At 57.3% G+C, this 25,079-nt stretch carries 27 protein-coding genes; 16 read left to right on the top strand and 11 right to left on the bottom strand.

The features are described 5' to 3' along the window. Positions 1-33: 33 nt before the first annotated feature. Positions 34-2,103: a lytic transglycosylase domain-containing protein gene (locus tag IE151_RS07190; RefSeq protein WP_244636643.1), complete on the bottom strand. Its 2,070-nt coding sequence runs from the start codon at positions 2,101-2,103 to the stop codon at positions 34-36. Between the two features lie 338 nt (positions 2,104-2,441). Between IE151_RS07190 and dapA the strand changes: the two genes are divergently transcribed. Both dapA and smpB read left to right on the top strand, forming a co-directional pair. After that, entirely contained in the window at positions 2,442-3,323 is an 882-nt protein-coding gene (gene dapA, locus IE151_RS07185; RefSeq protein ID WP_189489320.1) for a 4-hydroxy-tetrahydrodipicolinate synthase, read from the top strand. A 63-nt stretch (positions 3,324-3,386) separates the two neighbouring features. After that, a complete protein-coding gene (gene smpB / locus IE151_RS07180; protein ID WP_189489319.1) occupies positions 3,387-3,857 on the top strand; it encodes an SsrA-binding protein SmpB in 471 nt (156 codons plus the stop codon). A 24-nt stretch (positions 3,858-3,881) separates the two neighbouring features. Here the strand turns inward: smpB and IE151_RS07175 are convergent, their stop codons facing one another. Both IE151_RS07175 and IE151_RS07170 read right to left on the bottom strand, forming a co-directional pair. After that, a complete protein-coding gene (locus tag IE151_RS07175; protein ID WP_189489318.1) occupies positions 3,882-4,556 on the bottom strand; it encodes a uracil-DNA glycosylase in 675 nt (224 codons plus the stop codon). A 136-nt stretch (positions 4,557-4,692) separates the two neighbouring features. Then, positions 4,693-5,271, bottom strand: coding sequence for a LabA-like NYN domain-containing protein (locus IE151_RS07170; protein ID WP_189489316.1), 579 nt, complete (start codon positions 5,269-5,271; stop codon positions 4,693-4,695). A 322-nt stretch (positions 5,272-5,593) separates the two neighbouring features. Here IE151_RS07170 and rpoZ point away from each other — a divergent pair, with 322 nt between their 5' ends. The 7 genes from rpoZ (at position 5,594) to recO (ending at position 12,153) form a co-directional block, all read left to right on the top strand. Next, positions 5,594-5,977 (top strand): DNA-directed RNA polymerase subunit omega, encoded by a 384-nt coding sequence (gene rpoZ, locus IE151_RS07165; RefSeq protein WP_189489314.1) that lies wholly within the window; start codon positions 5,594-5,596, stop codon positions 5,975-5,977. Between the two features lie 141 nt (positions 5,978-6,118). Further along, positions 6,119-8,320, top strand: coding sequence for a RelA/SpoT family protein (locus IE151_RS07160; RefSeq protein WP_189489312.1), 2,202 nt, complete (start codon positions 6,119-6,121; stop codon positions 8,318-8,320). A gap of 25 nt (positions 8,321-8,345) precedes the next feature. Next, positions 8,346-8,747, top strand: a complete 402-nt coding sequence (gene acpS, locus IE151_RS07155) for a holo-ACP synthase (RefSeq protein WP_189489310.1) — start codon at positions 8,346-8,348, stop codon at positions 8,745-8,747. Between the two features lie 104 nt (positions 8,748-8,851). Continuing rightward, positions 8,852-9,595 carry a signal peptidase I gene (gene lepB, locus IE151_RS07150; RefSeq protein ID WP_189489308.1) on the top strand — a complete coding sequence of 248 codons (744 nt, stop codon included), beginning with the start codon at positions 8,852-8,854 and terminating at the stop codon, positions 9,593-9,595. A gap of 6 nt (positions 9,596-9,601) precedes the next feature. Next, positions 9,602-10,318, top strand: coding sequence for a ribonuclease III (rnc, locus tag IE151_RS07145; protein ID WP_189489306.1), 717 nt, complete (start codon positions 9,602-9,604; stop codon positions 10,316-10,318). Further along, positions 10,315-11,226 (top strand): GTPase Era, encoded by a 912-nt coding sequence (era, locus tag IE151_RS07140; protein WP_189489304.1) that lies wholly within the window; start codon positions 10,315-10,317, stop codon positions 11,224-11,226. Before rnc ends, era begins: the two co-directional genes overlap by 4 nt. A 198-nt stretch (positions 11,227-11,424) precedes the next feature. Then, positions 11,425-12,153, top strand: a complete 729-nt coding sequence (recO, locus tag IE151_RS07135) for a DNA repair protein RecO (protein ID WP_189489302.1) — start codon at positions 11,425-11,427, stop codon at positions 12,151-12,153. On the opposite strand, the gene IE151_RS07130 is transcribed toward recO, so the two are convergent. From IE151_RS07130 to ygfZ, 4 genes are all read right to left on the bottom strand, one after another. Beyond that, positions 12,150-13,376 carry an MFS transporter gene (locus IE151_RS07130; protein ID WP_189489300.1) on the bottom strand — a complete coding sequence of 409 codons (1,227 nt, stop codon included), beginning with the start codon at positions 13,374-13,376 and terminating at the stop codon, positions 12,150-12,152. The genes recO and IE151_RS07130 overlap by 4 nt on opposite strands. A 111-nt stretch (positions 13,377-13,487) precedes the next feature. Further along, positions 13,488-14,039: a methyltransferase family protein gene (locus IE151_RS07125; protein WP_210310869.1), complete on the bottom strand. Its 552-nt coding sequence runs from the start codon at positions 14,037-14,039 to the stop codon at positions 13,488-13,490. A gap of 147 nt (positions 14,040-14,186) precedes the next feature. Further along, positions 14,187-14,777, bottom strand: coding sequence for a YfbR-like 5'-deoxynucleotidase (locus tag IE151_RS07120; RefSeq protein WP_189489296.1), 591 nt, complete (start codon positions 14,775-14,777; stop codon positions 14,187-14,189). After that, the gene (gene ygfZ, locus IE151_RS07115; protein WP_189489294.1) at positions 14,774-15,631 is read right to left on the bottom strand and encodes a CAF17-like 4Fe-4S cluster assembly/insertion protein YgfZ; all 858 of its coding nucleotides are present in this window, start codon (positions 15,629-15,631) and stop codon (positions 14,774-14,776) included. The genes IE151_RS07120 and ygfZ overlap by 4 nt, the downstream gene beginning before the upstream one ends. A gap of 101 nt (positions 15,632-15,732) precedes the next feature. On the opposite strand from ygfZ, the gene IE151_RS07110 reads away from it, so the two are divergent. Continuing rightward, the gene (locus IE151_RS07110; RefSeq protein ID WP_189489292.1) at positions 15,733-17,064 is read left to right on the top strand and encodes a dihydroorotase; all 1,332 of its coding nucleotides are present in this window, start codon (positions 15,733-15,735) and stop codon (positions 17,062-17,064) included. A gap of 222 nt (positions 17,065-17,286) precedes the next feature. Here IE151_RS07110 and IE151_RS07105 read toward each other — a convergent pair whose 3' ends face one another. From IE151_RS07105 to IE151_RS07095, 3 genes are all read right to left on the bottom strand, one after another. Next, the gene (locus tag IE151_RS07105) at positions 17,287-18,036 is read right to left on the bottom strand and encodes a hypothetical protein (RefSeq protein ID WP_189489291.1); all 750 of its coding nucleotides are present in this window, start codon (positions 18,034-18,036) and stop codon (positions 17,287-17,289) included. Positions 18,037-18,162: 126 nt separating this feature from the next. Continuing rightward, positions 18,163-18,528: a TIGR02301 family protein gene (locus tag IE151_RS07100; RefSeq protein ID WP_189489289.1), complete on the bottom strand. Its 366-nt coding sequence runs from the start codon at positions 18,526-18,528 to the stop codon at positions 18,163-18,165. Next, entirely contained in the window at positions 18,525-18,938 is a 414-nt protein-coding gene (locus IE151_RS07095; RefSeq protein WP_189489287.1) for an NUDIX hydrolase, read from the bottom strand. Before IE151_RS07095 ends, IE151_RS07100 begins: the two co-directional genes overlap by 4 nt. Before the next feature lie 93 nt (positions 18,939-19,031). On the opposite strand from IE151_RS07095, the gene IE151_RS07090 reads away from it, so the two are divergent. Together IE151_RS07090 and IE151_RS07085 are read left to right on the top strand one after the other, a co-directional pair. Next, positions 19,032-19,790: an SOS response-associated peptidase gene (locus tag IE151_RS07090; protein WP_189489285.1), complete on the top strand. Its 759-nt coding sequence runs from the start codon at positions 19,032-19,034 to the stop codon at positions 19,788-19,790. A 42-nt stretch (positions 19,791-19,832) separates the two neighbouring features. Continuing rightward, complete coding sequence (locus tag IE151_RS07085; RefSeq protein ID WP_189489283.1) at positions 19,833-20,456, top strand: LysE/ArgO family amino acid transporter; 624 nt, start codon at positions 19,833-19,835, stop codon at positions 20,454-20,456. Here the strand turns inward: IE151_RS07085 and IE151_RS17820 are convergent. Continuing rightward, on the bottom strand, positions 20,449-20,574 hold the full coding sequence (locus tag IE151_RS17820; protein WP_280517240.1) for a hypothetical protein: 126 nt from the start codon (positions 20,572-20,574) through the stop codon (positions 20,449-20,451). The two genes, IE151_RS07085 and IE151_RS17820, sit on opposite strands and share 8 nt — an antisense overlap. A 337-nt stretch (positions 20,575-20,911) precedes the next feature. Here IE151_RS17820 and cysS point away from each other — a divergent pair, with 337 nt between their 5' ends. From cysS to rarD, 4 genes are all read left to right on the top strand, one after another. Continuing rightward, the gene (cysS, locus tag IE151_RS07080) at positions 20,912-22,330 is read left to right on the top strand and encodes a cysteine--tRNA ligase (RefSeq protein WP_189489281.1); all 1,419 of its coding nucleotides are present in this window, start codon (positions 20,912-20,914) and stop codon (positions 22,328-22,330) included. 51 nt (positions 22,331-22,381) lie between these two features. Beyond that, positions 22,382-22,849, top strand: coding sequence for a GFA family protein (locus tag IE151_RS07075; protein ID WP_189489278.1), 468 nt, complete (start codon positions 22,382-22,384; stop codon positions 22,847-22,849). Positions 22,850-23,024: 175 nt separating this feature from the next. Then, a complete protein-coding gene (gene pip / locus IE151_RS07070) occupies positions 23,025-23,987 on the top strand; it encodes a prolyl aminopeptidase (RefSeq protein ID WP_189489276.1) in 963 nt (320 codons plus the stop codon). A gap of 154 nt (positions 23,988-24,141) precedes the next feature. Continuing rightward, positions 24,142-25,074, top strand: coding sequence for an EamA family transporter RarD (gene rarD, locus IE151_RS07065; protein ID WP_189489275.1), 933 nt, complete (start codon positions 24,142-24,144; stop codon positions 25,072-25,074). Positions 25,075-25,079: the final 5 nt, after the last annotated feature.

Here is a 25,079-nt window from a genome sequence, read left to right as displayed (position 1 = left end):
CGCTTTGGGCGGGCTTCTCTGTTCTATCGTGGACTAGCGACCGTTGATAAGGTCAGCGGTAATGTCGTAGCTCCCGGTCAGACGCATTTTGTAGACCTGATAATTCTCCATCACGCGCTGCACGTAGGATCGTGTTTCAGTGAACGGAATACGTTCGACCCAATCGACCACCGCGTCAATATCCTTGCCGCGCGGATCGCCATATCGCTCCGCCCATTCGCGGGCCCGGCGCGGACCTGCATTGTAGCCCGCGAAGGTCATGATGTAGGACCCGTTGAAATTCTCCAGCTGCTGCGCGAGATAGGCCGCTCCGAGCGTGGCATTGTAAGCGGCATCGCTGGTCAGTCTGGATTTCGAATAGCCGAGGCCGGTTTTCTTGGCCATCTCCTGCGCGGTGCCGGGCATGAGCTGGAGCAGGCCTGCCGCGCCGACTGGCGAGATCGCACCGACATTGAACTCACTCTCCTGGCGGGCAATGGCGTAGGCGAGCGCCTTGCCGGCTGCGCCAATGCGCGCCGAATCCGGAATCGCACCGAGCGGGTGAGCTAGCGCCCCGATTTCCAGACCGCGATTGGCGGCAATTTTGCCGACTTTGAGCGACAGATAATGCCCGCTCTCTTTTTCCGCCAGAACGGCGAGGAGAGCAAGTTCTCCTGGACTTGTGAGTTCGCTCGCCATGCCGAAATAGAGCGGTGTAGCAAGTGACGCATGATCGGCTTGGATCAGGCGTTTGATGGCCTGCGTGCCAGGACGGCTTTCAAAGGCAAGGCGCTCGCTTGGTGTTGGACTTGGATAGGGGACGGGAACGGAGTGCAGGCCCAGCTTGGCTCCGGCAAGCTGGCCGTAATAGGTGGCACCGTATTGTGCCGCACGGCGATAATAATCCTGAGCGTTGCCGCCACCGCCAGCTTCTGCGGCGCGTCCGAGCCAATAATAGCCGCGCGAACGCGAGATGGGGCCGTCAGCAATCCGCAGAATCTGGTTGAAATGATGCGCTGCCGCCTTTGCGTTACCCGTCCCGCGCAAAGCGAACCAGCCAGCATGGAATTCAGCGTCCACGACGACCGAAGGTTTGCCGCCGGTATGCTGAGCCGCAACCTTATAAGCGAGATCCGGCTTGCCAACATCCAGCAATTCACGCGAAAGCACTCGACGTTCCACCCACCACGCATCCGGGTCGATCAGCGAAGCGAGGTCCTTTGGGGCTTGCAAAATGGTCTGCGCGGCCTGGGTGAAGCGTTCCTTGCGCCGCTCATAACGCGCCTTGGCGAATATGTAGCCGGCGGAACGCTGTGCTGCCGGAACCTTGCCCAGAAGGGCGGCGGCATTGGCTTCGTTTCGGGTTGCCGCAGCCCATGCCTTGAGAAGAGACTCGGCGCCGGCTAGGCCTGCGACGCGTTCAGCAGAGGTGATCCGGTCAATATAAAGCATCGCCTCCATGCGTACGCGATGATCTGCGCGCGACAGAACAGAGCCGAATTCGCGAATGATCGCCTGTTCATCCTTGGCGTCGAGCTTTTCCTTGCGCCAGAAGGGGGCAAGCGTGTTGCGGGCCTGTTCGACCTGTCCGAGCGCAATATGGGCACGCGCTTTGATCTGCGCGCCTTCGATCGTCTCCGGCTTGGTATTGCCGAAAGCCTGGAGCACGAGTTGGGGTGCCGGGTTTTCCTTCAGCAAAGCGCGTTCGCTTTTGGCGCGCAGGCCCTTGGCGCCGGGCCAGCCACGCAATTCGGCGGAAGCTGCTGCTATTTCACCGCTATTCAGGTTGCCGGAAGCACGATGGACAAGCGCCCAGGTCAGGATCTGACGGTCGAGTGAGCCGGAAGGCAAACGATCGCGAGAGGCCAGAGCTGTTGCGACATTGCCGCGGGCAAGCGCATCAAGACCGGCTTTCAACACGGGCATGTTGCTTCCGCCTCGCGCTGGCGTGGCCATGCGGTCACCAGAAATTGCGCCGGTTGTCAGGCTGGTGTCGAGCGAGTTGAAGGATTCGGGCCGTTGCTGCGGAATCGGGCCATAGGAAAGCGCATCATTGGCCATGGATGGGCTTGCTGCCAGCCAGAGCGCAGTGCAGATCAAAAATGCATTTCGCCGGTTCGACATTAAAATTCCCGCAAGTCGAAGGTCGTTGCCGGCGGACTGCGCCGACAAGGATCGCCAGATGTTCTTATGCCGCAGCTCCTTGTGCAAGCCCTGCTGCACCGTTCGCAATGATCTCGACCGGTTCGATACCGGTGAAGCTACAGCTGCGACGATCTTCGCAACACTTCATTAACAATCGCCTACCGGCCATTCACGAATAGTTTAAATTTTAGCGCTGTGACGCGCATGCTTCTGTGCGACGGCGAAATGTCAGAACTATGGTGATGCCGCTTGCAATTGCGCCTAAAAAGCGCGAAACCGCGAAATCGATATTAATCTGCCTTGTTGGAGTTTGGCATATGTTGAGAGGCTCGATTACAGCGCTCGTGACCCCGTTTCTCGAAGACGGACGTCTCGACGAAAAAGCCTTTCGCGAATTTGTCGAGTGGCAGATTGCAGAGGGTACGACTGGACTTGTTCCTGTCGGCACCACCGGCGAAACGCCTACATTGACGCATGATGAGCATCATCGCGTCGTCGAAATCTGCGTCGAGGTCGCGGCCAAGCGCGTACCCGTGATCGCGGGTGCCGGTTCGAATAATACACGTGAGGCCATCAGCCTTTCGCAGTTCGCAGAAAAGGTAGGCGCCGATGGTGTCCTCGTCGTCACGCCCTATTATAACAAGCCGAACCAGCGTGGACTTTACGAGCATTTCGCAGCCGTCGCCAAGGCCACGAGCTTGCCAGTCATTATCTATAATATTCCGCCGCGTTCGATCATCGACATGATGCCGGATACGATGGGCCAGCTCGTGCGGGATTGCTCGAATATTCGCGGTGTCAAGGATGCGACCGGCAAGGTCGAGCGCGTCAGCGAACAACGTGCCACGTGCGGCAAGGATTTCATCCAGCTTTCCGGTGAAGATGCCTCGGCCCTCGGCTTTAACGCACATGGCGGGGTAGGGTGTATATCGGTTACGGCGAATGTTGCGCCACGCCTGTGCGCCGAGTTCCAGAAAGCATCCTTGTCGGGCGATCGTGATCGCGCCATCGAGTTGCAGGACCGCTTGATGCCGCTGCACAAGGCGCTGTTCCTCGAGCCTAACCCGGCTGGCGTGAAATATGCGCTGTCCCGTCTGGGCAAGGTCAAGAACGCACTTCGCCTGCCGATGGTGACGGTCGAGGAGGCCACCCAGAGGAAGATCGACGCCGCCTTGGTGCACGCGGGATTGCTGAACTAAGCATTTCTATAGACAGGGAAAAATTCTCTCGCGAAATTGCGGGAGAATGCCTATTTAAAGCCCATGGCCGAAAAGAAAACGAATTACAAAGTTATTTCGGAAAACCGCAAGGCGCGCTTTTCCTACGAGATACTAGACACGCTCGAAGCGGGCTTGGTGCTGACAGGCACCGAGGTCAAGTCGTTGCGCCGCAGCCAGGCTAATATCCAGGAGTCATACGCTTCTGTCGAGGGCGGGGAAATCTGGCTGATCAACTCCTACATTCCCGAATATCTCGAAGGCAATCGCTTCAACCATGAGCCTCGCCGCCGCCGCAAGCTCCTCGTAAGCAAGCGGGAAATGGCGCGTCTGGCGCAGAGCGTCGAAAAAGAGGGCATGACCATGGTGCCCCTGAAGCTCTATTTCAATGAGCGTGGCATGGCCAAGCTGCAACTGGCCGTCGGACGCGGCAAGAAGCTTCACGACAAGCGCGAAACTGAAAAACAACGCGACTGGAATCGCGAGAAATCACGTTTGTTGAAGAACTACGGTTGAGCTTTTAGACAACTGGCGGCTTGGTCAGTCTTTCAGCGCGTCCAGATAGGCGCGTACTGCCCTGAATACGTCAACGAACATTTCGGTGGTGAGGCGGCCTGTATTCGTATTGTACCGGGAGCAGTGGTAGCTTGAGAAGATGCGGATATTTCCGATATCGCTCTGGCCGCCATGGCTGAAAGGATGGGCGGCAACCTTGCCTTCCAGCGCACGCACGACCGACTGATGCGAAATAGTTCCCAGCGTAACGATGGCGCGCAGATTTTCGAACCGCGCGATCGTCGGCTTCAGAAAGGTCCTGCACTGATTGATTTCGGCGCCAACCGGTTTGTTTTCCGGCGGTACGCATCGCACGGCGTTGGTGAGCGCAGCATCGACCAGAGTCAAGCCGTCATCCGGGCGCGCCTTGAAGACGCCTTTGGCAAAGCCGAACTCGATGAGAGTGCTGTAGAGGAGATCTCCGGCATAGTCGCCGGTGAACGGTCGTCCGGTGCGGTTCGCTCCGCGCACGCCTGGCGCAAGGCCAACGATCAACAGTTTGGCGGAAGCATCACCGGCCGCAGGCAGAAAAGTTGGGACGGGTGCATTGAACCAGCTTGGTTCACGCGTGCGCCACTCCTGGATAAAATCGTGCAGGCGAGGGCAGAGCGCGCAATCCCGGTCTGGTTCCGGTCCAAGAGGAAAAGTCGATGCTCGCATGGTCTTTCCGGCAGGCCCGTTAAGGCATGAGGGTGAGCGGGAGCGGGAGGCTCGCCTTATATCTCAGGAGGAAGCGCTCAATCGAGTAAAAACCGAATCGGCGGCAACGCATACCGACGCATTGCCGCCAGGAAAATCAGATCGCGTCGTCGAAATTGCCAGCAGGCTCACGACGCTGCGGACGCTCGCTCAACTCGCGGCCAACTTCCTTTTCCATCGTCTGAAGATCGATGAAATGATCGGCCTGACGGCGCAGTTCGTCGGAAATCATTGGTGGCTGCGAGGACATGGTCGAGATGACGGAAACCTTGCGGCCGCGCCGCTGCAGAGCCTCGACCAATGAACGGAAATCACCATCGCCCGAGAAGATGACATAGTGGTCGACGACATCGGCAAGTTCCAGCGCATCGATCGCGAGTTCGATGTCCATGTTGCCCTTGATCTTGCGGCGCCCGGTTGCATCGGTAAATTCCTTCGCCGGCTTCGTCACGACCTTGTAGCCATTATAGTCCAGCCAGTCGATCAGCGGACGGATCGAGGAATATTCCTGATCCTCGACGAGAGCCGTATAATAATGCGCACGCAACAGATATCCACGTTTCTGAAACGACGATAAAAGCTTGCGATAATCAATATCGAAGCCGAGCGCGCGGGAGGTTGCATAGAGGTTCGCGCCGTCGATGAAGAGGGCAATTTTCTCGCGTGGATCAAACATTAGTCGAAAGTCCTTTTCCGCAATAGGCTATCAAGGCAATTTCAGAGGCTTTAAGAACAGGTAAGGCCTCGTTTGACCCCGCATGTCCCCCAAAGAATGCTCTTAACCCCGCTTCTTACACTTTCCAAGAGATAAATGTAACAAGCGCGTCCCTGCCATATTGTTCCGCTTCCGGTGCACCGGTTGCGGCCTTCGGTCATTTTAGCCGGGAGAATACCGGCCCCTGTTCGGGCAAAGTGCCAGATACCCTTGTATTGCAGGTGATATCGCGCTATGTGACGCGTTCAAATCCCAATTTCGCGATACATGAAAGGGGCAATCCATGGCCCGCGTCACTGTTGAGGACTGCATCGACAAGGTCGACAATCGGTTCGAGCTCGTTCTTCTCGCAGCTCACCGCGCCCGTCTGATCTCGCAGGGTTCGCAGATCACGGTCGACCGCGACAACGACAAGAATCCTGTCGTTGCTCTGCGCGAAATCGCTGACGAAACCCTCTCGCCAGGCGATCTGAAGGAAGATCTGATTCACTCGCTGCAGCGCCATGTCGAGGTTGACGAACCGGAAGATTCAGCGCCCGTTGCAGCAGAAGGTTCAGAAGATTTCGATACTGTCGACGATGTCGTCACTTTCGATCGCATGTCGGAAGAAGATCTTCTGGCTGGCATCGAGGGTCTCGAACCGCCGGAAAAAAGCGAAGATTTCTGATAGAGAAGGGCGTGAAGCGCCCTTTTTTATTAGGAACTTCACCGCTAAATATGACGTGCGTCGCGAAAATTTTGCGGCGCATGTTTCATTTTCGCGCTCTCTTCTTGATGGCGCGCAAGAATAGTCGCGGGAAATTCGCCAATGATGCGCCAATATGAGCTTGTCGAGCGCGTGCAGCGCTACAAGCCGGAGGTAAATGAAGCTCTGCTCAACAAGGCGTATGTTTACGCCATGCAGAAGCACGGATCACAAAAACGAGCATCAGGCGATCCCTACTTTTCCCACCCTCTCGAAGTGGCGGCCATTCTGACGGAAATGCGCATGGATGAGGCAACGATCGCCGTTGCTCTTCTGCATGACACGATCGAGGATACGACCGCGACTCGCCAGGAAATCGATGAGCTGTTTGGCTCCGAGATGGGTACGCTTGTCGAGGGCCTGACCAAGCTCAAGAAGCTGGATCTCGTCTCGAAGAAGGCCGCGCAGGCTGAGAATCTGCGAAAGCTCTTGCTTGCCATTTCCGAAGACGTGCGCGTGCTTCTCGTCAAACTGGCCGATCGCCTGCACAATATGCGCACGCTGGGTGCCATGCGCGAGGACAAGCAGATCCGCATAGCTGAAGAGACGATGGATATCTACGCGCCGCTCGCCGGCCGCATGGGTATGCAGGATATGCGCGAGGAACTTGAAAACCTCTCCTTCCAGATCATCAATCCGGAAGCGTACCGGACCGTAACCGCGCGCCTTGAGGACGTCTTCGAGCGCAGTGAATCCGTCATTGGCGAGATCGAGGGTGCCCTCGGCAAGCTGTTCGATGAGTATGGCATAAAGGCTGTCGTGAAGAGCCGGCAGAAAAAGCCGTGGTCGGTCTTCCGCAAGATGGAAAGCAAGGCGCTTTCCTTCGGTCAGCTTTCCGATCTCTATGGCTTCCGTGTTCTGGTGGACAAGGTTGCCGACTGCTATCTGGCTCTGGGCGCCATCCACACCACATGGTCGATGGTTCCGGGGCGCTTCAAGGATTACATCTCGACACCGAAGCAGAATGATTACCAGTCGCTGCACACGACGATCGTAGGGCCGTTGCGCCAGCGCGTGGAGCTGCAGATTCGTACGCGAGCCATGGACACGGTCGCGGAATACGGTGTTGCTGCACATTCGATCTATAAGGACAAGGGAGGCAGTTCGAGCGCTTCGCTGAAGGAGACCAATGCCTATGCCTGGCTTCGCCGTACGATCGAAGCACTGTCCGAAGGCGATAATCCGGAAGATTTTCTCGAAAATACCAAGCTTGAACTGTTTCAGGATCAGGTCTTTTGCTTCACCCCGAAAGGGCAGCTCATAGCGCTGCCGCGTGGCGCGACCCCGATCGATTTTGCCTATGCGGTGCATACGGATGTGGGCAACACCTGCGTTGGCGTGAAGATCAACGGGCGTATCATGCCTTTGATGACAGAGCTGAAAAATGGCGACGAAGTCGAGATCGTACGCTCCAAGGCGCAAGTGCCACCGACGGCGTGGGAATCGGTCGTGGTCACCGGCAAGGCACGTTCGGCGATCCGGCGTGCAACGCGCAATGCTATCCGTAAGCAATATTCGGGTCTCGGCACGCGCATACTCGAGCGCAGCTTCGAGCGCGCTGGCAAAACTTTTTCGAAGGATGCCTTGAAAAACGTCCTGCACCGTTTGGCCCGCAAGGATATTGAGGACGTGCTGGCAGCCGTCGGACGCGGCGAGATCGCCTCGGCTGATGTTTTGAAAGCCGTCTTCCCCGAGATGAAGGACGACAGGCACGCTACACCGAAACAGAAGGTGGATGGCTGGGTCAATCTTGGCAACGCGACCGGCATGCTGTTTCAGGTCCAGGGCGAGGGGCAGGAAGCAGGCAAGGCTTCTGCTGCGTTACCCATTCGCGGCATACATGGGGATCTTCCGGTACGCTTTGCGCCGGAAGGGGCAGTTCCGGGCGACCGTATTGTCGGCATTATGCAGGCAGGTTCCGGCATTACCATCTATCCGATCCAGTCGCCGTCCCTGACTGCCTTCGATGACCAGCCGGAGCGCTGGATCGATGTTCGCTGGGACATTGACGAGGACAGCAATGAGCGCTTTCCGGCTCGCGTTTCGGTCACCGCCATCAACGCACCGGGCTCGCTTGCCGACATCGCGCAGGTGATTGCGGCGGCTGACGCCAATATCGACACATTGACGATGTTGCGTACGGCGCCCGATTTCACCGAGATGCTGATTGACCTCGAGATCCGTGATCTCAAGCATCTCAATCGGCTTTTATCGCAGCTCAAGGAAAACAAGTGGGTATCTGCCGCGCATCGCGTGAACGGATGATGCTTTTCGAGAAGGGAGAAGAAACATGATCATCGGCATGGGCTCCGACCTTATCGATATTCGCCGTATCGAAAAGACACTCGAAAAGCATGGCGAGCGCTTTATCGAGCGCGTGTTTACGGATATCGAGCGACGAAAGTCGGAAGGACGCAAGCAACGTGCCGCTTCTTACGCCAAGCGTTTCGCGGCCAAGGAGGCCTGCGCCAAGGCGCTCGGCACCGGGCTTGCGCAGGGCGTTTTCTGGCGCGACATGGGCGTGGTCAACAAGCCGAGCGGGAAACCCACCATGTCGCTGACCAACGGAGCGGAGCGGCGACTGCATGCGCTGCTCAGGCCAGGACAGCGGGCGGTGATCCACCTGACGATCACCGATGACTATCCGCTTGCCCAGGCATTTGTCATCATCGAGGCATTAAGCGTCGAATAAACGCCGCAGTTTGCGGTTTTCAAAAACCAGCTTGTCCACGCTTGTTGCCCTCATATGGCCGAGCGGCTAGAGAATGAGCAGCGACAAATTAGGACCCTACCAGCGTGGCTGATACATCTTCCAAGAAATCCGGCGGTTTCGGCGAAACGCTGAGCGTCATCGTTCAGGCGATTCTGCTTGCCTTCGTTATCCGTACCTTCCTGTTCCAGCCGTTCTCCATTCCGTCCGGCTCAATGCGTCCGACGCTGCTCGAGGGCGATTATCTTTTCGTCACGAAGTGGTCCTACGGCTTTTCGCGCTATTCCTTTCCGTTCTCCCCGAATCTCTTTGAAGGGCGCATCTGGGACGGACAGCCGGAGCGCGGGGATGTGGTAGTCTTCAAGTTTCCGCCGGATCCGAGCATTGATTATATCAAGCGCGTCATCGGCCTGCCGGGCGATCGTGTGCAGATGCGCGGCGGCGTGCTTTTCCTGAACGGCGAAGCTGTCCCGCGTGAAAAGACCGGCGAGATCAACAATCCCGATATTACCCAGGTCAATCGTCCCGTCGACGTCTATCGGGAAACTTTGCCGAACGGCGTTTCCTATGACACGCTTGACCTTGCGCCGAACACGATGGGCGACGACACACGCGAATTCGTCGTGCCCGAAGGCCATTATTTCATGATGGGCGATAATCGCGATAACTCCTCCGACAGCCGCTTCAATGTTGGCTTCGTACCGCATGAAAATCTGGTCGGAAAAGCCAACATCATCTTCTTCTCGATTGCCGGTGGCTCAAGCCCTCTGGAAATCTGGAACTGGCCTTCCGAACTGCGTCCGTTGCGCCTGTTCAGCTTCGTAAAGTAAAGACGCATGAGTACACGTAAACTTTCGCCGCAAGCTCTGGCTGAAGCTCTGGAGGAAGCAACCGGCCACAAGTTCCATGACCCGGAACCGCTGCGGCGTGCGCTCACGCATGCCAGTGCCCGCAAGAGCACGGGCTTCGATTACGAGCGTTTCGAGTTCCTGGGAGATCGCGTGCTGGGCCTGGTGATAGCCGATCTTCTGTTCCGCTGCTTTCCTGACGCAAGCGAAGGGGAGCTTTCATTGCGTTTCAATGCGCTTGTCAACGCAGAAACCCTTGCCGGTATTTCTGACAAGATCGGTCTGCCCGGTCTGGTGCATGTAGGCGCGGAGCTGAAAGGCTCGACGGGTCGCAAGCGCGTCAATCTGCGGGCGGATGCTCTGGAGGCGCTGATTGCCGCATTGTATCTCGATGGGGGTATGGACGTGGCGCGCACTTTCATTCTACGCTATTGGCAGCCGCTTTCAAAACGCAACATCGAAGCGCGCCGCGATCCCAAGACCGCCCTTCAGGAATGGGCGCATCAGGTGAGCGGCAAGGCCCCGGTTTATTCGCTTGAAAATCGTGCCGGACCGGATCACGATCCTGTCTTCACTATCCGGGTGAACCTGGAAAATTATGAACCGACGGTGGGGCAGGGCCGCACGAAGCGTGAGGCCGAACAGGCTGCCGCGGTCAAGCTTCTCACCCGCGAGGGCGTCTGGAAAGAAGGAGACGCCACATGAGCGAAGAGCAAAAGCCTAAAACCCGTTCCGGCTTCGTGGCGCTGATCGGCGCACCAAATGCCGGCAAGTCGACGCTCGTCAACCAACTCGTCGGCTCCAAGGTGTCAATCGTCACGCATAAGGTGCAGACGACCCGGGCGCTTATTCGCGGCATCGTCACGCATGGGCAGACGCAGCTCGTTTTAATGGACACACCAGGCATCTTTCGCCCCAAGCGCCGTCTCGACAAAGCCATGGTGACGAGCGCCTGGGGAGGGGCAAAGGACGCCGATGTTGTTCTTTTCATTCTGGATACGGAACGGGGCATCGAAGGTGATGCAGCCGATATTCTGGAAGCGATGGAAAACATCCGTCAGCCCAAGGTGCTGGTCTTGAACAAGATCGACGAGATCAAGCGCGAGAAATTGTTCGAGTTGGCGGAAGCTGCCAATGCCAAGGTCAAGTTCGACGCGACCTTCATGATCTCCGCCCTCAAGGGTTATGGCTGCGAAGATCTCTTGAACTATCTTTCCGAAAAGGTTGCGGAGGGGCCATGGTATTATCCGGAAGACCAGATCTCCGATTTGCCAATGCGTCAGCTTGCGGCTGAAATCACCCGCGAAAAGCTTTTTCTGCGAATGCACGAGGAATTGCCTTACTCGTCGCATGTCGAGACTGAGAGCTGGCAGGAGCGAAAGGACGGGTCGGTCCGCATCGAACAGACGATTTATGTGGAACGCGAGAGCCAGAAGAAGATCATTCTTGGAAAGAACGGAGATGCCATCCGGTCGATCGGCCAAGCCGCTCGAAAGGAACTGACCGAGATTTGTGAGCGCCCGGTGCATCTTTTCCTGTTCGTCAAAGTTCGCGAGAACTGGGTTAACGATCCGGAGCGTTATCGGGAGATGGGATTGGATTTTCCGCGGTAAACTGCTCTGACGCCTACGCTCTCCCAAAGGGGGCGGTTGATCGAGGAATGGATATTCTGGCGTGATGCGTGCTGACGCTTGATCACTCCCACCCTGGCTTTGCCAAGACATTCTAAAGTGGGGGGAGGGGCGTCGCCGAAGTGCTTGCAAAAATAATCGAGTGGCATTTGCTCAGTATGCCTCGCAGGGGCCAAAACAATGGAATGGCGCGACGAAGGGATTGTGCTCGGCACACGTCGACATGGCGAGACCAGCGTCATCCTCGAGGTGATGACGCGCGCGCGTGGTCGCCATCTCGGCATGGTCAAGGGCGGCCGTTCGCGCCGGTTTTCGCCGCTTCTGCAGCCCGGTAACCGCCTCGCGCTTACCTGGCGCGCCCGTATCGATGAACATTTGGGGCTTTTCACCTCCGTCGAAGCTGTGAAGCTGAATGCTGCCCGCCTCTTTGCCTCCGCCCCAGGCGTCTATGGCATCCAGACGCTTGGCGCGCATTTGCGCCTGCTTCCCGAGCGCGATCCGCATGGCAGCCTGTTTGACGCGTTGGCGTTTGTCGTGGATCGGCTTGATGCGAGAGAGGCGGGCGAGCTGCTCGTACGCTTCGAGCTGATGCTGCTGGAAGAGCTGGGCTTTGGCCTCGACCTTTCCGAATGCGCGGCGACCGGCACCACCCAGGAATTGGTCTACGTTTCGCCGCGGTCGGGGCGCGCCGTTTCGCGCGAAGCAGGCTTGCCTTGGGTCGAAAAGATGCTGCCGCTGCCCGCCTTTCTAATCGAAGAGACGGATGTGAGGCCTTCGCTCGAGGATATAAGAAACGCGTTTCGCATGACGGGGTTCTTCTTTGCCCGCCATGTCTACGAGCCACGTGGGCTGGAGCCGCCGCAGGAGCGCGACGGTTTTCTGTCGGCCTTGCTCAAGCGCCCCTACTAGGCAACAGCGGTGCGTGCCACCGCCTTCTCTGAAATCGGCAGATGCACGATTGCGGCGAAGATGCCGAGCGCGACGCCGAACCACCATACCGGATCATACGAGCCGAAACGATCATAGAGATATCCCCCCAGCCATACGCCGAGGAACGAGCCTATCTGGTGGGAGAAAAACACGACACCGCCCAGAAGGCCGAGGTGGCGCGTGCCGAACATGACCGCCACGAGGCCGTTCGTGGGTGGAACAGTCGAGAGCCATAACAAGCCCATGACGATGGAGAATACAATGATGGTCGTCGGCGTCTGCGGCAGCAGCAGGAGGGCCGCGACCGCGACCGAGCGCAGAATATAGATCCAGGCAAGCATCATCGGTTTGGAGTGGCGTTGCCCGAGAATGCCGGCGCCAAGCGAGCCGATAATGTTGAAGAAGCCGATCAGGGCAAGGCCGATGACCGCGTAACGGGCATCAATGCCAAGATCTGCTATATAGGCCGGGAAGTGGGCGGTAATGAACGCGACCTGGAAGCCGCAGACGAAGAAGCCGGAGAAAAGCAGAATATAACTGCGATGACCGAACGCTTCTTTCAGTGCTTGCAGGGCCGTCTGTTCATACTCGACAATAGCATTGCGCGCGTTCTTCGCATTACCGCGCAGCGGCAGGCCAAGCAGCGGGATCGCCATCATGGCGATGGCGAAATAGACCAGTGTGCTGGACCAGCCGAATTGCGAAATCATCGCCTGCGTAATAGGCGCGAAGACGAACATGCCGGCCGATCCCGCTGCCGTGCCGAGACCGAAGACAAGAGAACGCTGTTCAGGAGCCGTGTTGCGGGCGAGCGCAGAGAGCACGATGCCGAAGGAGCCGGCGGCAACGCCGAGGCCGACCAGTACGCCGCCGCCAATATGGAGCATCGCTTCATTGGTCGCGAAAGCCATCATCAGTAGTCCGGCACAGTAGAGAATGCCGGACAGGAGCAGCACACGCCACGTTCCGTACTTGTCCGCGACTGCGCCAAAGATCGGCTGGCCGATGCCCCAAAGAAGATTCTGCAACGCCATGGCGAGGCCGAAGGTCGTACGGTCCCAGCCTAAATCCGAGAGCATCGGTAGCTGGAAGAAGCCCATTGCCGAACGCGGACCGAAATTGAGCAGTGCGACGAGGCAGCCGCAGATGACGATGACCCACGGAAAGGCGGATGCAGGTCGGGAAGAAGACAGACTGGTCATAATGAGGAGACTCCGCGAAGCGTCCGAATTTACGCTTTGCGGAGAGCTTGGCAATTTCAATTCGCTGAACGCTGCCTTCGGGTAAGCTTATTGTGCTAGCTGGACCAATTCTTAAAAGATGCCGGGTAAAAGACGGTGGCGCACGCGTATCGCCATCTCCTGATAAGCAGGATCCTGGAACAGGATGCGCTCTTCGGCGAGAATTCGACCTATCTGAAGAGCCCAGAGGAAGACATAGATCGTAACATTATATGCGGTGTAATGGGTCGCCAGGAATGCGATCTGTGTCACCATGTAGCCGGCATACATGGGATGACGGACAAATCTATACGGTCCGTGGGTTTTCACGCCGCGGTTAGCTGCTACGATGCCGAAGCTGCGGCGCAACGTGAACTTTGCCCAGAGTTGCACCAGAATGCCGCACGATCCGATAAAACCCGCCAGTGCTATGGCCGCGCCGAAGGTTACCGTTTCTTCGGGCCGGACCGTAAGGGGAAGGAAGCTCCCGCAGTAGGCGAGCATCCAGTCGCGCCAGTTAACGGAAATTGTTTCGGAGCGGCGGCGAAAAAGGATGAAGCAGAGCGATGCAGCTTCGGTGATCAGAAGAAGAAGAGATATGACATCTCCACGCGTCAGAAACGCATCGAGAAACCTGTAGGACATAAAAAAGAATATAATGGAAAGTGAAACTTTCTCAAATAGATCAAGGTAATAAGCTTTATTCACGGCGTGTATCTTTCTTTCCTCGAAAGATACATTCATGCCTTCAAAGTGCTATTTTTCGATCAACGGCGATCGGGATATTTTATACTAGATATGAATATGTTGGAATTTCGCTATCATTTCGTCTTGTACCAAGACGGACGGGCGCGGTGAGACATCGAGCGTCGATGTGTCTATGCCACGTGGTCGTCCGAAGATGATGGCCGCCTCGTTTTCCGCAAAGCCCGCAAGCTCAACGGCTTCGCGATAGGCCGAAATCCGGTCTGCTCGCTTGATGGCTGCTTTCAATGTTTTGGAAATTTGCGGTTTTATTCCAAAGCGCAGGTGAATGGTCTGCTGCAACCGCTCTTCAACTTGCTTATACTCGCCACCCATCACGGATTTGAACGGAGAGATCATGTCGCCAATGACATATTCCGGTGCGTCGTGGAGCAATGCAGCCAGCCGATCATTGCGTGAAGCATCGGGATGGAGGCGTTCGAAAATCTCCAGTACAAGAAGAGAATGCTGGGCGACCGAATAGGCATGTTCGCCGCGCGTCTGGCCATTCCAGCGCGCGACACGGGCAAGGCCGTGCGCGATATCACTGATTTCGATATCGAGCGGTGATGGATCAAGCAGATTGAGACGGCGACCGGAGAGCATACGCTGCCACGCGCGCGGAGCAGCCTTCATCATTCGTCTCCGCTGCCGGAGCTTTCGGGGAAGGTGAAACCCGCCCAGTCCGGAATGCGTGCATTCAGAGCTACGCCATCGGCCACGAGAGGTTCGCCGGCATCCATCGCTGTCTTGACCTTGTCGATACGCAAGATGGCCAGACCCTTGCTGCCGGAAACGGTGCCGAGCGTGCCGATTGGCTTGCCGAAGGTGGTCACCGGCGTTTCGGTTGGCGGCAGATCTTTCGTGCTTTCGACGATCAAAAGACGTCTTCGCGCTGTGCCGCGATGATGCATCCGCGAGACAACTTCCTGGCCGATATAACAGCCTTTGCGTAACCCGACGCCGCCCGACTGATCGAAAAGAATATCATGCGGAAAGGCATCGCTGAGGGCGTAATCGCTGCCGCTTTCGGGGACGGCGTGTGCGATGCGCAGATCCGTCCAGTAGGCGATATCGCCGGTCGCCTTCAAAGAATCATCATAGCGCCGATAAACGGCTGTTTCTCCGAATCGGAGGTCCCTCAAACCCGTTGAATCAGGTCGTGAGGCACCGGACTCATCATCCCAGCATGCGGCGGCAAACACTTGTTCCCGCTTGGAAATCATCACCCTGGCGCGCAGTTTGTAGAGCGTCAGACGTTTGACCAGATCATCGGCAATATCGGCACGGCAATCGATTAGAAAGCCATTCTCCTGTCGCGAAATGAGGAAATCAAAGAGGATTTTGCCCTGCGGGGTCAGCAGTGCGCTTGCCCGTAATTCACCGGCCTTCAAGCTGTCCAGATCGAGGGTGACGATCGACTGAAGGAGTGTCTCGGCATCCTCGCCGGTCACGTCGATAAGACTGCGGTCGGATAAAGCAACTTCGATCATGCTGGACTGCCGTATTCTCTGTTTCTGGACTTGCGTCAGGATAGTGCATTACGTAAGCCGCATGAGGACAATGGACAAGACGCAAAAACGTGGCGGAACACATGGCTGAAACATTCGATCTCATTCTCAAGGGCGGCACCGTCGTCAATCAGGACGGAGAAGGCGTGCGCGACGTCGGTATTGTCGACGGGCGCATCAAAGCGCTGGGCACGTTCTCGCCGGAGCAGGCTGCACATGTGATCGATTGCGCCGGTCTGCATGTTCTTCCCGGAGTAATCGACAGCCAGGTTCACTTCCGGGAGCCGGGACTGGAGCATAAGGAAGATCTTGAAACGGGATCGCGCGCCGCTGTTCTTGGAGGTGTGACGACCGTCTTCGAAATGCCGAACACCAATCCGCTGACCACCAGCGAAGCGGCGCTTGCAGACAAGATCAACCGCGCGCGTCAGCGTATGCATTGCGACTTCGCCTTCTGGGTAGGTGGCACGCGGGAAAATGCACACGAGGTTGGCGAACTGGAGCGCCTGCCCGGTGCTGCGGGTATCAAGGTCTTCATGGGATCCTCCACTGGTAACCTGCTCGTCGAGGATGATGAAGGCGTAGCGTCAATCCTGCGTAATGTGCGCCGCCGCGCAGCCTTCCATTCGGAAGATGAATTCCGCATGCGCGAGCGCGCCGATCTGCGCGTTGAGAATGACCCATCGTCGCATCCGGTCTGGCGCGATGAGGTTGCTGCTCTGAAATGCACTGAACGCCTCGTTCGTATCGCCCATGAAACGCGCGCTCGTATCCACGTCTTGCATATTACGACGGCAGAAGAGATCGCCTTCCTCGAGCACCACAAGGACGTTGCGAGTTGCGAGGCAACGCCGCACCACCTGACGCTGGTTTCCGACGATTACGCCCGGCTCGGCACGCTGATTCAGATGAACCCGCCTGTGCGCGACGCACGCCATCGCGATGGCGTCTGGAGCGGTATCGTCAATGGCGTCGTCGACGTGCTGGGTTCGGATCATGCGCCGCACACTCTTGAGGAAAAGGCAAAGCCATATCCGGCTTCGCCTTCCGGTATGACGGGCGTGCAGACGCTGGTTCCCATCATGCTCGATCATGTCAACGCCGGTCGTCTGAGCTTGCAGCGTTTCGTTGATCTGACGAGCGCCGGCCCGCAGAGGCTGTTCGGCATGGCCCGCAAGGGGCGCATTGCCGCGGGATATGACGCTGATCTCACAATCGTCGACATGAAGCGCCGCGAAACCATCACCAACGCCCAGGCCGGCTCCAAGGCTGGCTGGACGCCTTATGATGGCAAGGAGGTGCAAGGTTGGCCCGTCGGCACCATCATTCGTGGCCAGCGCGTCATGTGGGAAGGCGAGATTGCTACGCCTTCAAACGGCGAGCCGGTGTTGTTTTCGGAAGCGCTGCCTGCCTAACGGGATGAATATGCGCCGCGTCTCTTTTCGTGTGCGGTGCATCAAGTAGCCGTTTCCGCAATTCCCGCCGAATTCAGGATGCCAATCGAGCCGGCGCAGCAACTGGATGGTTGAGCAATCAGGCTCAACCAGTCCGCGTTCATATTTGTTCCTGGCATCATTATGGGATTATATCGAAGTGCGAAAAAGGAGCAGCGCGGGTTAACCGTGTCCAAGTAGCGTTCAGTCGCCCAGATTCAAGAAAACCCACTTGCCTTGCGGCGAAATGCCGATGGAGAAGAAATTGTAGGCGCCCGCCTGCTTCATTTCCTCATAGTCGCCCCCTGTCACGATACGGAACAGCTCGACTTTCTGTTTGGAATCGAGATTTTCGACCGGAAGACTGACGAAGTAGGGCCAGACGTAAAGCTCCTGCGGAGTTCCCGGTTCTACATGCACGTAACCGGTATTAAGGAGGTTCTGGATTATAGCCAACATCTCGAACCCGCCTTCGTCACCAACCAATTGCTTGAGCATATCGATCGGATCACGCTCTTCTTCCTCCGTGCCGCGGGGTATCTGCGTGGCATTCTCGCCGGTTCCGATCAACGGCCTCAGCGCCTCGAAATTGGCGCTCTCGGCCGCCTCAAGGATCAGGCGGCGCATGTTCTTGACGGGCGTTGGCAGGGATTCGATGTCTTTGCTGACCTCGCCGATCAGCTGAACAGTTTCGGTGCCAGGCACGCCGCCGCCTCCCTCGGTCGCCTGATCTTCGATGGCCTCTTCATCGTCGTTTGGCTCGGGAGCGGCTTGTTCGTCATCCTGTTTCGGTTGGGCAGCTGCCGGCGGCGGCAAATCCTGCTTTTCGATCCGCTCATCCTGTTTGACAGGCTGCTGTCCCGGCTTCATTTCACTCAGCGCATGGGCGGAGCCAGCCGTGAGCATGACGGTAAGAGCCGTAGCAGACAAAAGCGAGAGCGATAGGCGTTTCATGTCGGAACTTCCAGAAAGCATTCTTTCGATATGATCCGATCATAGCGCCAAATTCGACAAATGCGGCATCAACCGGCTTCACGCTGTCGCGAGCGCGTAAGTTGTTGCAAAAATGAGACATGAGGATCAGGGGCCATAGCGCCCGGACATGGTCTCGGCAATTTTTCCGCCTTCTTCTGTGTAACGCTCGATGACCTGCACCGCCATCGGCGTGCATTGCCGATAGAGTTCCCCGTAGGAGCGGTAGCCCCGATTGAAATTTGCGATCATGCGCGAGCGATGCGCTTCATCAGGTTTTTCGATCTCGATCAGCTTCTGCATCTCATTGCGCCAGATGCCACCTTCCTCGCCGCAAAGGTTGCGCAAATAGTGGAGCGAGCCGAGAATTTCAGCAAGTCGCAGCAGTTCCTTCTCGTAAGGTACTTGCGCGTGGACGGGCAGCGGCGCAAGCAGTCCGGCGCAAAGCAGGGCTCGCAAGCAAAATCGCTTCATGCGCGGCTCACCTTTTCCAACAGCGAGGTGGCGATCTCCAGAGTCGAGCCGGTCAGTTCCAGGTGCTGCATTTCTGCGAGCGTATACCATCCCGCGTCGTCAGCATCGTCTGCGGCAACCGCTTCGCCTTCGTCGCAGAAACCACGGAACACAACGAGCCGATATTGTTGGGGCGCATCGCCGGGTCTCTCCCCGGCGACAATGAGCGTGACATGAGGTTCGAGGTCGCGTGCGACGAGCCCTGTTTCCTCCGCGATCTCACGGACAACCGCCTCAAGATCGGTTTCACCTGCCTCGACGCGTCCGCCCGGAAACGCAAGTAAACCTTTGGACGGCGCACGGCCGCGCTTGACCAGGAGGATCGTGTCGTTCCTGATAAGAGCGGCTGAGACGGCGGGGATGATGAGCATGATGAAAATGGCTCTGATTCGAACTGCAACTTACTAAGACGACGATCTAGCCGATTTGATGATGACGATGCGAACGGAAATTGAGCTTTTTGGATGTGTGGACGCTTTGCTCTGACGGCAGCGACGGAAGATCTGGCCGAGTTCTTTCAACTGGTCGATCTGGAACCGTTTCCTCCACGCTACAATATTGCCCCCACGCAACCGGTGCTCATGATTACCGCCGGCCCGGCACGCCACCCGGGATCGAACCTCCCGGACAGGCAGGCGTTTCTGGTCCGCTGGGGCTTCATTCCGTCCTGGACCAGGGACGTCTCCCAAATGCCGTTGATGATCAACGCTCGCGCCGAAACGATTAGCGAGAAGGCTTCCTTCAAGGCGGCCATGCGCCATCGTCGCGCCCTTCTGCCGGCCTCCGGCTTTTACGAGTGGAAGCGGGAGGGCAAGGTATCGCGGCCTTACTGGGTGCGGCCACGCAACGGGGGGATCGTTGCTTTCGCCAGCCTGGTGGAAACTTATGCCGAGCCTGGCGGGTCGGAGATCGACACTGGCGCGATCGTCACAACGGCCGCTAATTTGGAATTCGCGCATATCCATCACCGTATGCCGGTGGTGATTGATCCACGGGATTTTGAACGCTGGCTCGATTGCCGTACGCAGGAGCCTCGCAATGTCACGGATCTGCTGAAGCCTGCGCAACCGGATTTCTTTGAGACGATCCCGGTATCGGACGCAGTGAACAAGGTTGCGAATACAGGGCCGGAATTACAGGAACGCGCCGAGCATAAGTCATTGCCGGAAAAGGCAGCTTCAAAAAAGAAACTGGCCGATATAAATCAGCTCGATCTCTTCTGAGACTGCTTGCAAAGCGCCGTGGCTCACGGCAGATAGCTGACGATGAACGTCACATTTTTTTCCGCCGGACTTTCCGGTTTTTTTCTTGGTGCCTCGCTGATCATCGCCATTGGCGCGCAGAATGCCTTCATTCTGCGCCAAGGCCTGCTGCGTCAGCATGTTTTCATCCTTTGCCTGATCTGTGCGTTGTCGGATGCGGTGCTGATTGCCGCAGGCGTGGCAGGACTGGGGACGCTGATCTCGCGCTTCGACGGCCTCTTGACCGCGGTCACCGTCGGTGGCGTCCTGTTCCTTTTGAGCTATGGCGTGATGGCTTTTCGCCGTGCACTCAATCCACATGTGTTGCGGGCTGCCAATGAAGGAGGCATGTCCCTACGGGCGGCAGTCGCCACTTGCCTTGCCTTCACCTTCCTCAATCCGCATGTCTATCTCGATACGGTGATTCTGGTGGGGTCGCTGTCGGCCGGTTTTGAGGACGATCTGCGCTACGCTTTCGGGGCGGGCGCGATGATTGCGTCCTTCGTCTGGTTTTTCACGCTTGGCTATGGCGCGCGACTGCTACAACCCATCTTCGCCAGACCGGCCAGCTGGCGCGTTCTCGATGCGATCATCGGCGCGGTCATGTTCCTGCTCGCCTTCATGCTGGCAAAGCCGCTCTTTACTTAAGGGCGGTTTGCGGTTTGGCCTTGCAGGAAAGAGCCGCGGCTACGGCGGCCGGGCCGATCTTGCGATATTGATCGACGAGCGACGGTTTTTGTCGAGCAGGTTTTGGCTGTGCGGTCATGACTGTTCTCCCATTGAAATGTTGGCGTCCATGATAATCAGGGCGCATTCCGCCCAAAACATGGTGCAATCGGATCAGTTTCGCGTCATTCACATCGAGTTTTGTATATATGCTTAATGAAAGGTTGATCGGTCCGCGCGCGAAACTTCGTACTTGACGGGGCAGGGGCTGCAACGCGATAAACGCGTCATGAACACGTCCCTTGCCAATTGCTGTCGCTGTTGAAGAACCGCATCTCGCCGGTTCGGACGTTGTTGCATGGGCTTTTCTGAATATGAAAAGCAGACACGCCGGCCCGTGAAATCCTGACAGGACTTTTATTCCGGAAGCCGCTCCCATGAACGACAAGCCCCAGCTGAAATTCACCAACACGCTGACTCGCCAGAAAGAGCTGTTTGCGCCGATTGATCCCAAGAATGTGCGCATGTATGTCTGCGGCCCGACCGTTTATGATTTTGCGCATATCGGCAATGCGCGTCCGGTCATCGTCTTCGATGTACTGTATCGGTTGCTGCGCCACATATATGGCAAAGAACAGGTCACCTATGTGCGCAACGTTACCGATGTCGATGACAAGATTAATGCACGTGCCCTGCGCGACCATCCTGATCTGCCTCTGAACGAAGCAATCCGGCTGGTGACGGAAAAGACGGCAGCGCAGTTTCATGCAGATGTGAAGAAGCTCGGTTGCCTGGAGCCAACTTTCGAGCCGCGCGCGACGGAGTTCGTACAGCCAAGGCCGGATGGCAAGGCTGACATGACGAGCTTGATTCAAAAGCTTATCGAAAACGGCCATGCCTATGAAGAACAAGGCGAAGTTCTGTTCGATACGCAATCGATGCCGGCATACGGCCAGCTTTCCAAACGCAATCTCGATGAGCAGCAGGCGGGCGCGCGCGTGGCCGTTGAAAGTCACAAGAAGAATGCAGCGGACTTCGTTTTGTGGAAGCAGTCCTCGCCGGAGGAACCCGGCTGGGAAAGCCCTTGGGGACGCGGGCGTCCCGGCTGGCATATAGAATGCTCGGCCATGTCGGCGGCTTATCTCGGCGAAACCTTCGATATCCACGGCGGCGGCCTTGATCTGATCTTTCCCCATCACGAAAACGAAATTGCTCAATCCTGCTGCGCCCACGGCACGACCTGGATGGCGAATGTCTGGCTTCATAACGGATTCGTGCAGGTCGAAGGCCGAAAGATGTCGAAGTCGGAAGGCAATTTCGTCACCATCAACGAATTGCTGGACACGGAGAAGTTCGGCGATCGCAAATGGCCGGGCGAAGTCCTGCGACTCGCCATGCTGATGACGCATTATCGCGAGCCGATCGACTTTTCGGTGAAACGGCTGGAAGAGGCCGAGCGTCTCCTCGCCAAATGGCCACCGATCGAAGAACGGGTAGACGTCTCCAAGGTCGATCAGACGATCATTGCCTCGCTTGCCGACGATATCAACACTGTCGCGGCGGTACAGGCGCTTCATGCGCTGGCACAGAAGGCCGCGACTGATCCTAGCGCGATGCAGGCCTACGCTGCCACCGCGTCGCTGCTCGGGGTGGGGCCCGTTGCGGTTTCTGTTTCCGACGACGTTTTGGAGCATGTGTCCACCAAGATTGTACAACGCCTCGAACTGCTGAAGGCGAAGAACTTTGCTGAGGCAGACCGTATTCGCGATGAACTTTTGGCTGAGGGAATCCAGCTAAAGGATTCAAAAGACGCCGCAACTGGTGAGCGTATCACGACCTGGGAAGTGAAGCGCTAGGCATCCTTGTAAAATCACGATAGCCTTCCGGGATTGCAGCGGGAGGCTATCATGTCGAAACTTCTGACCGGTGGATGCCAATGCGGCGCCGTGCGCTTCACCCTGAAGGGGCAGCCAGGCAAGGCTTCCATCTGTCATTGCCGTATGTGCCAGAAAGCATTTGGCAGCTACTTCGCACCGCTGATTTCGGTTGGAGAAGGGAGCCTTGAATGGACACGCGGCACACCTGCACATTTTCAGTCCTCTAATGTGGTCAAACGCGGTTTTTGCCGTGATTGCGGAACGCCGCTCACCTACGAAGCGCCGGATGGTGTGGCAATCGCTGCGGGCACCTTCGATGATCCGGAAGCGCTTCCGCCCGTTATTCAATACGGAACGGAACGCAAGCTCTCCTTCTTTGACGAGTTGCACGCCCTGCCAGGAAGAAGCACATCGTCGGACATTGAGGACACTGCCTGGCTGGTAAACCTCTCGTCCTTCCAGCACCCCGATCACGACACGGACAGGTGGTCGAGCTGATCGCAGCGACGTTGAGGGTAGTCGCAGCCGGGAAATCTGACACAACCGCCTTTGCCAAGTTGGACCAAGTAATCCGGCTTGCAAATGTCATCTCCCTGCAGCATCCCGGACAGGATAGGAAAATGGCCGGAGCATGAGTCTCCGTGACCAACCCAAATCGACAGGAACCGTAATCATGATCGAAGCGCTTCGCAGTTCTTATCCGGAAATCGAGCCGTTCGAGACGGGCATGCTCGATGTCGGCGACGGACACGTGATCTACTGGGAGCGCATTGGCACGAAAGGGGCAAAACCCGCGGTCTTCCTGCATGGCGGACCGGGAGGAGGTCTGATGCCGGGGCAGCGTCGCCTGTTCGATCCCAAGCTTTACGACGTTATCCTGTTCGACCAGCGTGGCTGCGGTCGCTCGACCCCCTATGCAAGCCTGGAGAAGAACACGACCTGGGACCTCGTTGCCGACATAGAGCGGCTGCGCGAAATGATGGGCGTGGAAAAATGGCTGGTTTTCGGTGGTTCCTGGGGCTCCACGCTTGCGCTGGCTTATGCGCAGAAGCACACGGACCGCGTTTCCGAACTGGTGCTGCGCGGCATTTATACGCTGACCAAGGCCGAACTCGACTGGTATTACCAGTTTGGCGTCTCCGAGATGTTCCCCGACAAATGGGAGAAGTTCATCGAGCCGATCCCGGAAGAAGAGCGCGGGGCAATGATGCAGGCCTATCGTAAGCGTCTCACCGGCCCTGATCAGGCGCTGCGCTACGAGGCGGCGAAAGCCTGGAGCCTATGGGAAGGCCAGACGATCACGCTCCTGCCTGAACCTGCCACTAGCGATCCTTTCGGCGAAGATGAATATGCGCTGGCATTCGCGCGCATCGAAAACCATTTCTTCATACACGGCGGCTGGCTGGAGGAGGGGCAGTTGCTGCGCGACGCCCATAAACTCGCAGGCATTCCGGGCGTTATTATCCATGGTCGCTATGACATGCCGTGCCCGGCGAAATATGCCTGGCTTCTGCACAAGAACTGGCCGGGCTCCGAGCTTCATCTGATCGAGGGGGCCGGTCATGCGTACTCCGAACCCGGCATCCTCGACCAGTTGATCCGAGCGACGGATCGATATGCAGGAAAGACGGTCTGACGGCGGCGCAGGAAACGGATGGCCGAAATGGCGGCCTGCCTGCATTGAACAATTCTGACAAACTGTTTCACCGCTTCGAAATGGAAGTGAGTGCGATTGCGTTGTAGAAAGAAAATCTAAGGCGTGCCCATTTCGGGCGGCGCGGGTGACAAATATGGCTCAGCTCTCCGAACAGAACGCAACGCCCGCCGCGACGGCAGGCGATACGCCCGCAGGCTTTGGCTATGCGCTGGCGGCTTATCTGTCCTGGGGTTTCCTGCCGCTCTTTATGAAGCTGGTGGCGCATATCCCTTCCACCGAAGTTGTGGCGCATCGGATCGTCTGGTCACTACCGATTGCGGGACTCGTGCTCCTGCTGCGTGGACGCACGGAAGATCTGAAGGCTGCATTGCGTTCGCCATCGATTCTCGGCATGGCTGTCGTTACAGCCGTGCTGATCACTCTCAATTGGGGGATTTACGTCTGGGCAATCGCCGTTGGCCGCACGGTTGAGGCTGCGCTCGGTTACTATATCAATCCGCTTTTCTCGTTCTTGCTGGGCGCCATCGTCTTGCGTGAGCCCATGACCACCGCGCAAAAAATTGCCATAGGGCTTGCGGCGATTGCTGTCGTCATCCTCACGGTGGATGCGGGCGGGCTTCCATGGGTATCACTGGGGCTTTGTGTCAGCTGGGGTCTTTATGCCTTCTGCCGTAAAACCCTGCCCGTAGGCCCGAACCAGGGCTTTTTCCTCGAGGTTCTGCTCCTTTCTGCTCCGGCGCTCCTCTATATTCTCTATCTGCAGGCCAACGGTCAGGGCCACTTCCTGACGACGAGCTGGTCCGATGCGTGGCTTCTTGCAGCATGCGGCGTCATTACAGCCATTCCGCTCATCCTTTATGCCAATGGTGCAAAGCTTCTGCGGCTCTCCACCATCGCAGTGATGCAATATATCGTCCCGACGATGGTTTTCCTGACGGCGGTGTTCCTGTTCAACGAGCCTTTCAACTCTGTCAAGCTGCTCGCTTTCTGCTTCATCTGGGCCGCACTGATCATCTATTCCAGTTCGGCTCTTCTGCAGCGTCGCACGACTGGAAAGACCCTGTAAGCTGC

Source organism: Limoniibacter endophyticus (assembly GCF_014652835.1).
GTDB lineage: Bacteria > Pseudomonadota > Alphaproteobacteria > Rhizobiales > Rhizobiaceae > Limoniibacter > Limoniibacter endophyticus.
Note: the sequence above shows the minus strand (reverse complement) of the source record. Positions and strands in the feature narration are given on the sequence as shown.

Bases quoted from the DNA above. Each gene is read 5' to 3' on its own strand.
- IE151_RS07190 (WP_244636643.1), bottom strand. From the start codon at position 2,103: ATGTCGAACCGGCGAAATGCATTTTTGATCTGCACTGCGCTCTGGCTG.
- dapA (WP_189489320.1), top strand. From the start codon at position 2,442: ATGTTGAGAGGCTCGATTACAGCGCTCGTGACCCCGTTTCTCGAAGAC.
- smpB (WP_189489319.1), top strand. From the start codon at position 3,387: ATGGCCGAAAAGAAAACGAATTACAAAGTTATTTCGGAAAACCGCAAG.
- IE151_RS07175 (WP_189489318.1), bottom strand. From the start codon at position 4,556: ATGCGAGCATCGACTTTTCCTCTTGGACCGGAACCAGACCGGGATTGC.
- IE151_RS07170 (WP_189489316.1), bottom strand. From the start codon at position 5,271: ATGTTTGATCCACGCGAGAAAATTGCCCTCTTCATCGACGGCGCGAAC.
- rpoZ (WP_189489314.1), top strand. From the start codon at position 5,594: ATGGCCCGCGTCACTGTTGAGGACTGCATCGACAAGGTCGACAATCGG.
- IE151_RS07160 (WP_189489312.1), top strand. From the start codon at position 6,119: ATGATGCGCCAATATGAGCTTGTCGAGCGCGTGCAGCGCTACAAGCCG.
- acpS (WP_189489310.1), top strand. From the start codon at position 8,346: ATGATCATCGGCATGGGCTCCGACCTTATCGATATTCGCCGTATCGAA.
- rnc (WP_189489306.1), top strand. From the start codon at position 9,602: ATGAGTACACGTAAACTTTCGCCGCAAGCTCTGGCTGAAGCTCTGGAG.
- era (WP_189489304.1), top strand. From the start codon at position 10,315: ATGAGCGAAGAGCAAAAGCCTAAAACCCGTTCCGGCTTCGTGGCGCTG.
- recO (WP_189489302.1), top strand. From the start codon at position 11,425: ATGGAATGGCGCGACGAAGGGATTGTGCTCGGCACACGTCGACATGGC.
- IE151_RS07130 (WP_189489300.1), bottom strand. From the start codon at position 13,376: ATGACCAGTCTGTCTTCTTCCCGACCTGCATCCGCCTTTCCGTGGGTC.
- IE151_RS07125 (WP_210310869.1), bottom strand. From the start codon at position 14,039: ATGTCCTACAGGTTTCTCGATGCGTTTCTGACGCGTGGAGATGTCATA.
- IE151_RS07120 (WP_189489296.1), bottom strand. From the start codon at position 14,777: ATGATGAAGGCTGCTCCGCGCGCGTGGCAGCGTATGCTCTCCGGTCGC.
- ygfZ (WP_189489294.1), bottom strand. From the start codon at position 15,631: ATGATCGAAGTTGCTTTATCCGACCGCAGTCTTATCGACGTGACCGGC.
- IE151_RS07110 (WP_189489292.1), top strand. From the start codon at position 15,733: ATGGCTGAAACATTCGATCTCATTCTCAAGGGCGGCACCGTCGTCAAT.
- IE151_RS07105 (WP_189489291.1), bottom strand. From the start codon at position 18,036: ATGAAACGCCTATCGCTCTCGCTTTTGTCTGCTACGGCTCTTACCGTC.
- IE151_RS07100 (WP_189489289.1), bottom strand. From the start codon at position 18,528: ATGAAGCGATTTTGCTTGCGAGCCCTGCTTTGCGCCGGACTGCTTGCG.
- IE151_RS07095 (WP_189489287.1), bottom strand. From the start codon at position 18,938: ATGCTCATCATCCCCGCCGTCTCAGCCGCTCTTATCAGGAACGACACG.
- IE151_RS07090 (WP_189489285.1), top strand. From the start codon at position 19,032: ATGTGTGGACGCTTTGCTCTGACGGCAGCGACGGAAGATCTGGCCGAG.
- IE151_RS07085 (WP_189489283.1), top strand. From the start codon at position 19,833: ATGAACGTCACATTTTTTTCCGCCGGACTTTCCGGTTTTTTTCTTGGT.
- IE151_RS17820 (WP_280517240.1), bottom strand. From the start codon at position 20,574: ATGACCGCACAGCCAAAACCTGCTCGACAAAAACCGTCGCTCGTCGAT.
- cysS (WP_189489281.1), top strand. From the start codon at position 20,912: ATGAACGACAAGCCCCAGCTGAAATTCACCAACACGCTGACTCGCCAG.
- IE151_RS07075 (WP_189489278.1), top strand. From the start codon at position 22,382: ATGTCGAAACTTCTGACCGGTGGATGCCAATGCGGCGCCGTGCGCTTC.
- pip (WP_189489276.1), top strand. From the start codon at position 23,025: ATGATCGAAGCGCTTCGCAGTTCTTATCCGGAAATCGAGCCGTTCGAG.
- rarD (WP_189489275.1), top strand. From the start codon at position 24,142: ATGGCTCAGCTCTCCGAACAGAACGCAACGCCCGCCGCGACGGCAGGC.